Raw genomic sequence first — 11026 nt, forward strand, 5'->3', positions numbered from 1 at the left:
ACCTCGACGAGGGGCCGGTGGTGGGGGCGTGGCTGGTCGCCGTGGAAGCGGTGTTGGCGGCCGGCCCGGGCAAACGAAAGGCCACGATCGTCGAACAAGCGGCGGCTCTATCGGTTTCGTTAGGGAAGCCGGTGTCGGGTCGGACGTTGGAGCGGAAGCTTCGGGCGTTTCAGGAGATGGGTAAGACCGGCGTCGCGGACAATCGTGCGTCTGATCGGCGCGCACCGCGTCGAAGCTCGATTGATCCGCGGCTGGTCGAGGTTCTGAATGAAGTGTTGGCGGAGCGGTCGACGTCGTCGACGACGAACAGGACGGTGATCATCGACAAGCTGAAGCGCCGGGTGCGGGAACGGTTCGGGGATGATGTGGTGTTCCCGAGCGCGGCGACGTTGTACCGGTTATTGGGAGCGGAGGACCGAGGGCGATTCTCGTTCGGGTCGGCGAAGACACGGGAGTCGTTGGCATTGCAACCGGATCGGGCGTTCGGGTCGCGGTCGGTGATCCGTCCGGGAGAGCACGTGCAGATGGACACGACCCGGATGGATGTGATGGTCCGTGTCGATGAGAAGACGGTGGCCCGTCCCGAGTTGACGATTCTGTTGGATGTGGCGACGAGGTCAATCTTGGGCGCGGTACTGCGCCCAGAGGGCACGAAGAGTATCGATTTGCTGGTGGTCCTTGCCCGGGCGCTCGTGCCGTATGGACGCAGGTTGGAGGGGGCACGCGAGACCAGGGCATTGGTGTCGTCGGCCTGGGCGGAGGACGCTCTGATTTCCCAGGAGCGGTTTGACCGGTTGCGGATGGCGCAGCCGTTCATCTTCCCGGAGACGATCACCACTGATCGGGGGAAGACGTACCTGTCGAAGCATTTCCGCGCCGCTTGTGAGGCATTGCAGATCTCGTTGATCACGTCCGCACCTCACACGCCAACGGACAAGCCGCATGTGGAGCGCACGTTCAAGTCGATCCATTCGTTGTTCCTGCAGTATGCGAAAGGGTATGTGGGGCGCAGTGTGGAGCATCGGGGTCGGGATGTGGAGGCCGACTCTGAGGAGGTGCTCACGATCACGCAGATGCAGGAGCTTTTGGAGGATTGGATTGCGGTGGAGTGGCAGAACCACAGTCACAGCAGTCTGCGGGATCCGTTGCACCCCTCGATCTCTCTATCGCCGAACGAGATGTGTCGCGCGTTTCACGAGGTCGGGCCGGAGCTTCATGTTCCGTTGACGCGCGAGGACTTCATCGCTTTGTTGCCCGTCGTGTATCGGGGTGTGAACCGGTATGGAGTTTCGTTCCAGAGGCGGGTGTACGACTCACAGGGGTTGCACGCGTTCCGGCGGCGGTTGTCGCCGTTGAAACAAAAGCAAGGGAAATGGCCGATCCGATTCGACCCCTACAACGTGCACGTGGTGTGGTTGGAGGTCGATGGGGAGTTCATCGCGTTGCGGTGGGCGAACGACCTGCACGAGGTGCCGATGCTGGGGGACGTGTGGCGGCAAGCGCGGATGGAGTACCGGTGCCGCGACGCGTCCGTCGACCGGGAGCGGGACGAACTCGCGGCAGCGATGCGTGCGTTCATCGCGAAAGGGAACACGAAGACCGCGCGTCGCCGTGCGCGAGTCGCGGTGGCCGCCGATGACCCGATGCATCTCTCAGCTGGGGTCGCGGTTGGCACCGAGGTCGGTGCTGCGAGCGTCGAGGACCGACGTGAACACCGAGATGACGGTGTGACTGGAGAGCCGGAGTGGCCGAATCGGGGCGGGTTCTCATACACGACTGATCTCGACGCGACGCGGAAGCGGGCTGACGATGTATGAGCTGACGACGAAAGAGGGCTGGCGGGAACGCATCGACATGATCCTCGAGCGCCCGGTGATGATCTCAGGGGAAGAACTCCGCAGTATGAGTTTCGGAGACCGGGCTTTTTACAACGAGGGTCGGGCCCGATTCGCGCAAGCGGGTGCATTCGTGAAGACGCCGCTGTACCGACTGTTCGAGCGTGCGGTGCGGGACAGGGTGATGCTGAATCAGTTCCGTCAGGTCGGCAAGCTCGGCGTCCTCCTGTCCGGCGATACCGGCAACGGCAAGACGACAACCCTCGTGGAGGTGGGCATCGCGCACGAGAGACGCCGCCGGGAGACGGGGCACGCGTCGGCGGCACCGGGGAAGATTCCGGTGATGTACGTGATGGTTCCGTCGCAGTGCTCCGCGAAGGGACTCATGGAGGAATTCGCGCGGTTCTTCGGGCTTCCGATACCGGGGCGGGCCACGTACGGCCACCTCCTGGACATGATCGCCAATGCGGTGCGCCGCTGTTCCACCGAGCTGATCCTCGTGGATGATATCCATCACTTGGATCTGCGGTATCGGCAGAACATCGAAGCGTCCGACATGCTGAAGCAGTTGTCGGAACGGTGCGGGGGAACGTTCGTTTACGCGGGTGTCGATGTCGAAGACACCGGACTACTGTCGGGGTCGCGGGAAGGACAAATCCGTAAGAGATTCGAACTGCACAGCGCTCGCCCATTCTCGCTGAATTCGGTGGAGCAACGATCGGATTGGGGCGACCTGCTCCTCGCGATTGAGAACTCGCTATGCCTTCTTGACCAGCGACCGGGCGACATCCTTGCCGCGGCGCAAGAATTGCACCAACTCACCAACGGTGAGATCGGGCTGTTGGGGGACATGCTGCAACTCGATGCGCTCCATGCGATCGAGGATGGATCGGAGCGGCTGGACCTCGCCCGCTATGCCCGGGCTGTCGAGCGACGCCAGGGCGCCCGGATGAAGGCGAAGTGAACGAGGCCCGAGCCTTACCTGTCCGTGTGGCGCCTGTGCGACGTGAGACGGTCGATAGTTACTGGTCACGACTGTGCTCCGCGAACGCGATTCCCCCGCACGTTCTTTGGCGCTCCCTTCGGCGAGCGGACCCGACGCTGCCGCCAGGGATAACTCCACGACAGGCCTCTCGTCTCGTCGAGGACCTCGGTGGCATTCCGAGGGGGCTGTTCGGGAACGAACGCAGGGCGACGGTTTGCGGTCATGTCGAGCGGACACAGCGTGTGCGATGTCCGCACTGCCGGATGCTTCCCCCTCCGGAGTCCCTATGCCGCAGGTGTACCAGTGGGGAAATCGTGTTGGTCGCCCGCCCAGCGGGGCCGGTTTGTATCCGCCACCGCCGCTGGCATCACGCAGGAGTCGACATCGACGTATCGGGCATACCTGGTCTTCGCTGCGCACAACGGCAGTTGAACGGCACCCTGCGCCTGCGAGGCATCGGCTACCGCTCGGCCGCGGTCGTCGCCGCCCACGATCTGCTCGCCCTCTGGCGAGAAGTCGGATGCTCGGCCGCCGACGCCGACGCCGACGCCGACGCCGACGCTGATCGTCCCATGGAGATCCGTGATTTTCCCGTGGTGGTGTCGCTGGCAGTCGCTCTCACCGATCCACAGTCGCTACAAACGTTCGCGCTGCCCACACTAGGACGTCAGGCCCAGGCGCTCCTCGTAGACAGCCTCGTTCGGCGAGTCCTCCAGCCAGCGAATGCCCGCACATCTCCGAATGCGGGTACTCCTCTTGCGTTCCGGGATCGTGAGTTGAGGATCGATAGCGCTCTGAGCCGCGTGCCGAGTGAGCTCCCGTTGAGCGTCTTCGGGGCGGCGCTCGTGCCGCGTATGCCCACCGTTCGGGCGCGGCTATTGCGCCACCAAGACTCATGGTCAGCGGTCGCATGAAAACGCTGCCGTGCGCACTGCCGCCCTTAGCGGGCGAAACGCCAGCCGGGTACCTCGGCCGCCTCGCATCCTGCAACCTAATCCCGCTGCAGTGGCTGCTTCGGCACATCACCCGTGCATACCGCGTCGAGTCGTTGCCGCCGACTGATCCGCGATATGTGAGCGCGGTCGAAAATCTTGGTGGGCTGACTGTCGGCCACTTCGACCGGGAACGTGACCGGTTCCGCCTGGTTTGGCCGTGCCATCACGCGGCATGGCGGCCGACACGGTGCCGTCGATGCGACGTTTCCGACTATCCCCGGCGGGCGTGTTTCGTGTGCAGTGAGGGAATCCCTACCGAAGTGATAAGCCGAGGTGGGATGTTCTGCGTCCGCCACAATTGGTGGCACGGGGAAAAGGAAGACACGCACGTGCGTCCCTCCTTGCCTTACCGTCGTGCCGAGCGTCTGCTTTCCGGGGTTCTGTGGCGCCGCGGCGTCACGCTTCATACGGGAGAGTTCGCGCTGGCCTGCGAACTCATTCGCACAAGCCACCAGAGGACCCTGGCTGACCCTGTTCCGGGCCTCCGCTTCATCTATCCGGCGGCGGTCGAACTGGTTTTCACGTTGACCGACAGTGTCGTGAGCAGCTCCCTGATCACCCATCGCGTCCCATGGGAGATGCAGGTTGAAGGACTCATCGGCCTCGCAGTTGGTGCAGGCTCAGGGGCGGGCGAGCGCACGACAGCGCTCGAGTCGTGCGCGTCACGGGTCATCACCGGTCACAGGGAGGCGCTGGCCGGTGTCCGATCGATGCCGTCCACGCCCGGCGCACGTCACCGCAAGGCGCCATTTGGAAAAGCCCTCCTGGAAGCCGCGCACCGTCACGACGGCGTCCTGCTTCGTCACGTGAGCGAAGTGAGGGTGAGCGCCGACATCGACCCGCTACTGGCCAAAGCGCCACCCCGTTCACGAGTCGTCGCGAAGCGGCTTCGCCCCCGCGCCGTGCCGACATGAGCATGCTCAAAGCATTCTCGATCGAGGCGCCGGTTAGCGGTTGCGGAGGTCCGGCGTCGGTTCGGGGACAAGAGCGTCAAGAGGGACGTCGAGCACCTGCGCGAGGGCCAGCATCGCGCGAAGGGTCGGGTTCGCAGGCGTACCCGGGCGCGACTCGCCCTTCTCGTACTTCTGATAGGTATACCGGGTCATGCCGGCGCGGTAGGCGACGTCTTCTTGACTCAAGCCTGCTTGTTCTCGAATGCGGCGAAGCGACGTCGCTACTCGCTGCGCGTACTCGGCCCACGCAGCATCGATGTCGTCATTGCGTCGGGCCACCCTTCCAGCGTTGTGAGTTCATCCCCTCCGTATGGCCTATTCCGTATGGCATAATTTCGGAGGCCATACGAAACAATCATGTTCTTCGTCGGATCGCTCCGCTGTTCTCTGCACGTGTGCTGCCCTTCCCGATGATCGGCGGTCGCGTCGCGGGATCGGCTCGTGCATGCGATCGCGGAGATAGGTGAGTGTCGTATGGGCTCCTCAAATCCAATCTGGTGGCAGGGGATCGTGTCTCCACCACCTGCTGAGTGGGTGTACGTGTTCGAAGAACTGACGGCTGAGGACAGCGCGGAGCAGTGGGCCTTGGCCGCGGCAATCTTCATCGCGCAGACACGTCGTCGTACCGGTGCTGGCCCGACCTATGCGGAACTGTTCACCCATCTACTGCCCGACACCGCGGGGCTCCCCGGACCGATCCCGGAACGGCTGGACTTCATGGAGCGTCGTCGAGCCGTGACCGGGTTTCGTGGACATGCGGCGATCGAATGGCGTCGCCGTGGAATGATCAGCTTCGACAGCGGCGTGATGCGCAGTCTGCGCGTGGGTCGCGCGTTCCGGGAGCATTCTCGACTTCGGCAACAGTCCCGAGCATCCCTGACTGCCCGCAACGCTTCGAAGCAGTCGAACGAAGGTGCGTAGGCTCCCATCGAGCCGAGGTACCCGTGAGCCACCACTAGCCCGCTCGCATCGTCTAGAGCAAGAACGTCGATCAGGAAGGGGACGATATGACTCAGGACACTCCGCCCGAGCTTCGGCGGATCATTGCTCGCATCGAACCTGGCTGGCCTGAGCTCATCGATGTGAGCTCCGGTTGGCACCCGCTTCTCGACCGGCTTGACAGAAAGCTCGCGGCGATCGCTCCGGGCTACGTTGTTCAGCAGATCAAATCAAAGTTTGGCTCTCTCAGCTTTTACGCTCGGGCATCCGAAGACGTCTACGACTACAACGAAGAGTTCAGCGAAGCGATCCTTGCCGCTGAGTGGGAGAGCACGACGACGTGCGAAGAGTGCGGGGCACCGGCGAGAACCTACACGATCCGAATGTGGGTGTGGGCACTCTGCGGATCTCACGCTCGTGCCAAGACCGAGGAAGCCGCCGAATGAACGCCCGCCGTGCCCGGCGGGCGTTCAGAGTAGGAGTTGCTCGGCTAGGAACTGATCAATTCGCCTGACGTCGGCAAGGGTGACGCCCTCGAATTTGTCGGGGCGGACGACCAGCGATGGGACCTCCGTCATTGTGGTTAGCCGTTGCTCAGCGTCCTCGGGAGCTCGATCGTCTGCCCACACGACCGCGTTCGGGCTGGTCTGCCGGATGTGCGAGATCAGGCTCGCCGTCCGCCATCCACGCTTGGGCCAGTTCTGCCAAGGCACGTAAGGGCCGATGAGCTTGCCTCGCAACGGCTCGCGGATCAACCAGCCGACCTGATCACGCGGCCACGTCGTCAGCCAGGCGACCTGCACGCCGGGTCGCTGGGCGAGGTCGTCAAGTGCGTCCACCAGGTCATCGTCGACCGTCATCCAGGAGCGCCAGCCTTCATCGTTCTGATGCAGCGCGCGCTCTTCCTCGCGGTAGATCCGGGAGATTGTGCCATCGACATCGAGCGCAAGCAGTGCAGTGCGCTGATGGGAGCGCCTATCCACGATCAGACATCTCTGCGTATGTTTGCGGGTGTCGGACGGGCCAGGTGTTCGGCCGTGTCGACGCGACAAATGGGGGGCTCCGAGATGGCCATAGCGCGAGCCTAAGACCATCGTGGCTCAGGTGCGAGTCGCTCCTCGTCATGGAGTATGACGGTCGCCGAGGAGGCGAGGAGGCGAGGAGGCGATAGCCGCCACGCGCGGTTGCACGGCATTGGCAGCGGCAATGGGCGCACGATTCCGTCTTCACGCGGTTTGGGGTGTTGTCCTCCGGCGTCGGTCCTACCCCTACGCTTAGCGCTATGTCGCGGGTGAGGATCTATCCATGGGACGCAACACGCGGCCAGGCGGGCCAAGAGTACGCTCGCGTCATCGAGCTGCACCGCAAGAACCGCACGACGCTCGGGCATCTTCCTTTCGCCGCGTTTGAGGAGGCGGGAGCGCGGCGACGGCTCATTCTTGGCACGGTCGACGATGTTGTTCAGGGCTATCTCCTCTACAGCACGCCGCGCCAGCAGACACTGAAACTTGTACATGTCTGTGTGGATGCACTCGCACGTGGGACCGGTCTCGCCAAGGCAATGGTCGACGCAGCGATCGCCGCGAATCTAGATCGTGCAGTGATCACCGCGCACTGCCGATCGGACTACGACATGGACGGCTTCTGGCGATCGCTGGACATGGTTCCGACTGCTGAACGCCCGGGCAGGGCAGCCAAAGGATCGACGCTCACGATCTGGACACGCAAGATCGGGCAACTCGACCTGCTCGAGAGTGCCCTCTACGACTCCTCGCGCCCCATCGCCGTGCTCGATTCGAACGTCGTGATCGACCTGTACGCCTCGAACCAGATGGAGCGCCCGGATCGGGAGGAGTCAAAGGGGCTGGCCGCGGATTGGCTAGTGGATGTGGTTGAGCTTGCGGTGTCACCAGAAGTGTCCGTAGAAATCAATCATCTGGAACCGCCTGTCGAACGGCAACGTGTGCAACGCAGTCTCCAGGGACTGGTCGCGCTGCGACGACGCGAGACAATGAGGACGCTCGCAGCCGAGTTCATCGCGCGGATGCCGTCCGCGGCGATACAGCGAGACTCTAGCCTCCGAAATGACGCCAAACACCTCGCGGACGCAGTGCTTGCTGGTGCAGATTACTTCGTCACACGGGACGAGACCTTTCTCGCAGCCACGGCAGAGTGGGCGCGCGAACAGTACGCCATCGACGTGCTCCGTCCTGTGGATTTGCTTCGTGCGTTTATTCCCCCGTCTGCACCGACTGAATTCCGCTCCGGACAGTTGGAATCGGCCGGCCTGCGCTGGCAGCGCGTAGACCAAATCGCCGCGGACCTAGAGGACGAGTTCGTCGACATCCGCAACGGAGAGAAGGGGACAGCCTTCCGAAAGCAGCTTCGCGCGGTGCTTGCGAGACCGGCCACGGCGCGCCTTGAGATTCTCCTCGATGATCGAGGGCGGCGGTGGGCTCTTCTCGGAACGGAATCGTCCGACGACACGCTCCGCGTTTCGGTGATGCGCGTCGCGAGAGGCTCACTCGGTGGGACTATCACCTTCCAACTGACTAGGTACCTCCGCGCCCTGGCGTTGGAACGAGCCGCGGACGTCGTGGCGATCGTGGAAAAGAACTTGAACCCGGTGTTGCGAGCCGCACTTGTTACTGACGGCTTTCAATCCGGGCAACCTACCGTCCGGCTCGCACGCCATCCGGATCCGTCACAGGTCGCCTCTCTCACCACCCCGGCGGAAGTCGCCGAGTATGAGCGACGGCACTGGCCGCAACTCCTGCTTGGGACGGACGTTCCCGTGAGGGTCGTGCCAATCCAGCCGCGCTACGCCCGGGAGCTCCTCGGCTTCAACGACACTCTTATCGAGGTCCGCGATCGACCCGCCCTGGGGCTCGCTCGCGAGTTCGTTTATTTCGCGGCGCCGAAGATGAAACACTGGGAGATCCCAACCCGGGTGCTGTGGTACGTCACCAAGGACCCGACTGCCCCTGAATATCGTGCAATTCGCGCTGTCGTCGCACACTCTCGTGTGGTTGACGCCAAAGTGATGCATGTGCAGGACGCGATCGACCTGTACCGAACCCTGGGGGTCCTGCGGGGCGGGGAGATCCAAGGGCACGCAAACGACGGGAAGGTGCTGGTGCTGAGATTCGAGGACACACACGTGCTTGATGCCCCGCTGGGGCGGAAATCGTTCGATGCGCTGCTACGCAAGCATGGTGTCACCACCTCACTCATCACCACACGCACGGGAACCCCCGGACTCTTCGACGACGTCGTCCGAACCCAAGCTGGGTGGGAAGGATGATGACCCGAGCCCTGTTCCTATCGATAAAGCCGCGGTACGCCAGAGCCATCCTCGAAGGACGCAAAACCATCGAAGTCAGACGAAAGTTCCCCGACCTCCCCGCGGGCACCACCATCCTGCTGTACTCGAGCTCTCCGGAGCGAGCGATCGTGGGCACCGTGCGTTTGAAGCAGGCAAGCAAACTGCCGCCGGACCGGGTTTGGGAATTGCACTCGGCCGCAATCGATATTCCGGAAGACGCGCTCGGTGAATACCTTGAAGGCGCTGACGCCTCCACCCTTCTGGAAGTTGAGCACCCGAGAGCGTGGGAGCGACCAGTCTCCCTCGCTTCCCTCCGTGACCTTCTCGGATTTGGACCGCCGCAGAGCTTCCGCTACCTCGATTCGCTGCAAGTCGAACTGATCACCAGCCGTGGCCTGGCCGTCACTCGCTAGCGCAGCACCATGAGTCCCGCTGCTGCCAGCTTCGGTGTGCGGGACTGCGATTTGAACCTCGATTCCCCACCACAGTTGCCGAGGCAAGAAGCGAGCACGTCCGGGGCCTCCGATAGAGTCAAGCACGCCAGACAACGCGGTCTGGCCTGTTGCGAGGGGACGACTCGATGCGGGTCAAGACTCTGTACGTGCGGTTCTATCGATCGTTCAACTACGACTACCTCCGTAAGAGTGATCCGGGCGCGGCTCCGGACCCATGGGACACGATCGGCCCGGACCAGCTGTTCTATCCCTTCGTCCGGATTCCTTTGGAGAAGGGGATCACTACCGTTGTAGGGGCAAACGAGGCGGGTAAGACCCAGCTGCTGGGCGCGATCAAGCGCCTCCTCACTGGTGAAGACATCGTGCCGAAGGACTTTTGCCGGTACTCCGACTTCTTCGCCGTTGACAAGGAAATGGCGTTGCCGGAGTTTGGTGGAGAGCTGGAAGCCTTGAACCCCTCGGATGCTGCACTTGTGCGAAAAACGCTTGGCCTCGACGGTGAAACTGCTGTCAGTTCCTTCTGGCTGTTCCGCATGGACGGGCGGATATTGGTCTATGCCCGACGTACCGACGGCTCCATGGCAGAGAAGAGCGTCACGAAGAGCCAGCTCGAGAAGTTTCAGATTCCCACCTTCTTTGAGATCGATGCGCACGTTCCGCTCCCAGATTCCGTGCCGATCGACTTCCTCGCGGACGGCAAAGTCCCGGGACTGGCGCCGCGAATCAAACTTCTTCAATGGGCAGAAGGCATGATTCATGGCTCATCGCTATTCAAGAAGGGGCAGGAATCGTTGACTGACCAGGCCCGAGCCCTTCTTGAACAGCACCCTCACCTGCAGCGGCTCCCTGAGGCAGATGCCAAGCTGATTCGCGAGCAGTATGCGCTTGCGGAGAAGCTCCTTATCGCCGTGGGCGGCATCGATCGATCCGCGTTCAAGTCGTTGCGGGAGGCCATCCACGACTCTGAGGGCTATGCGAACGCGATCATGGACAAGCTGAACGCCAAGCTGGATGCCGCGCTCAACTTCCCCAGGTGGTGGTCGCAGGACCGCGATTTCAAGCTCGCTCTCACGCGAGGAGACCGCGACATTCTGTTCACGATCCGAGATCGAACAGGAAGCGACTACGCCTTCAGCGAGCGAAGCGGCGGCATGAGCTACTTCCTCTCGTACTTCGTGCAGTACATGTCCCACCGGGCGGCGTCAGACTCCGAGGTTCTTTTGATGGACGAGCCCGACGCGTACCTCTCGATGCTCGGTCAGCAGGATCTCCTGAAGATCTTCGATGACTTCGCAGACCCTCAGGATCCGGAGCGAGCACCCGTCCAGGTAGTGTTCGTCACCCACTCACCGTTCTTAATCGACAAAAATCATGGCGAGCGCATCAGAGTGCTCGAGAAGGGCGACGGCGATGAAGGAACAAGGGTCGTCAGCAATGCCGCTCGCAACCACTACGAGCCACTTCGCTCATCTCTCGGAGCATTCGGGCTCATCGCGAATGAGAGTGTAGGAGCGGTCTGAATCCGCCGGCTTCGAGGAG

Annotated in this window: 10 protein-coding genes; 8 read left to right on the forward strand and 2 right to left on the reverse strand. The window is 62.7% G+C overall.

Features of this window, described 5'->3' with window-relative positions; translation table 11 throughout:
* The 3 genes from AX744_RS07535 to AX744_RS07545 all read left to right on the forward strand — a co-directional run.
* On the forward strand, positions 1–1817 hold a 1817-nt coding region (locus AX744_RS07535; protein ID WP_061016116.1), incomplete at its 5' end, for a Mu transposase C-terminal domain-containing protein.
* Positions 1810–2799, forward strand: a complete 990-nt coding sequence (locus tag AX744_RS07540; protein ID WP_061016118.1) for a TniB family NTP-binding protein — start codon at positions 1810–1812, stop codon at positions 2797–2799. The genes AX744_RS07535 and AX744_RS07540, both read left to right, overlap by 8 nt.
* Before the next feature lie 1294 nt (positions 2800–4093).
* Positions 4094–4729 (forward strand): hypothetical protein, encoded by a 636-nt coding sequence (locus tag AX744_RS07545; protein WP_061016121.1) that lies wholly within the window; start codon positions 4094–4096, stop codon positions 4727–4729.
* 33 nt (positions 4730–4762) lie between these two features.
* Here the strand turns inward: AX744_RS07545 and AX744_RS07550 are convergent, their stop codons facing one another.
* On the reverse strand, positions 4763–5047 hold the full coding sequence (locus tag AX744_RS07550) for a helix-turn-helix transcriptional regulator (protein ID WP_061016123.1): 285 nt from the start codon (positions 5045–5047) through the stop codon (positions 4763–4765).
* A gap of 261 nt (positions 5048–5308) precedes the next feature.
* Between AX744_RS07550 and AX744_RS07555 the strand changes: the two genes are divergently transcribed.
* Entirely contained in the window at positions 5309–5689 is a 381-nt protein-coding gene (locus tag AX744_RS07555) for a hypothetical protein (RefSeq protein WP_231728759.1), read from the forward strand.
* An 86-nt stretch (positions 5690–5775) separates the two neighbouring features.
* A complete protein-coding gene (locus AX744_RS07560; RefSeq protein WP_061016126.1) occupies positions 5776–6153 on the forward strand; it encodes a hypothetical protein in 378 nt (125 codons plus the stop codon).
* Between the two features lie 24 nt (positions 6154–6177).
* Here the strand turns inward: AX744_RS07560 and AX744_RS07565 are convergent, their stop codons facing one another.
* Positions 6178–6690 (reverse strand): HAD domain-containing protein, encoded by a 513-nt coding sequence (locus AX744_RS07565; RefSeq protein ID WP_157543545.1) that lies wholly within the window; start codon positions 6688–6690, stop codon positions 6178–6180.
* A 299-nt stretch (positions 6691–6989) separates the two neighbouring features.
* On the opposite strand from AX744_RS07565, the gene AX744_RS07575 reads away from it, so the two are divergent.
* From AX744_RS07575 to AX744_RS07585, 3 genes are all read left to right on the forward strand, one after another.
* A complete protein-coding gene (locus AX744_RS07575; protein WP_157543546.1) occupies positions 6990–9011 on the forward strand; it encodes a hypothetical protein in 2022 nt (673 codons plus the stop codon).
* Positions 9011–9445: an ASCH domain-containing protein gene (locus AX744_RS07580; RefSeq protein WP_061016134.1), complete on the forward strand. Its 435-nt coding sequence runs from the start codon at positions 9011–9013 to the stop codon at positions 9443–9445. Before AX744_RS07575 ends, AX744_RS07580 begins: the two co-directional genes overlap by 1 nt.
* Before the next feature lie 188 nt (positions 9446–9633).
* The gene (locus AX744_RS07585; protein WP_197429180.1) at positions 9634–11007 is read left to right on the forward strand and encodes an AAA family ATPase; all 1374 of its coding nucleotides are present in this window, start codon (positions 9634–9636) and stop codon (positions 11005–11007) included.
* Positions 11008–11026 lie beyond the last annotated feature (19 nt).

The sequence above is a fragment of the Microbacterium sp. CCH5-D1 genome (assembly GCF_001557335.1).
GTDB classification, from domain to species: Bacteria; Actinomycetota; Actinomycetes; order Actinomycetales; family Microbacteriaceae; genus Microbacterium; species Microbacterium oxydans.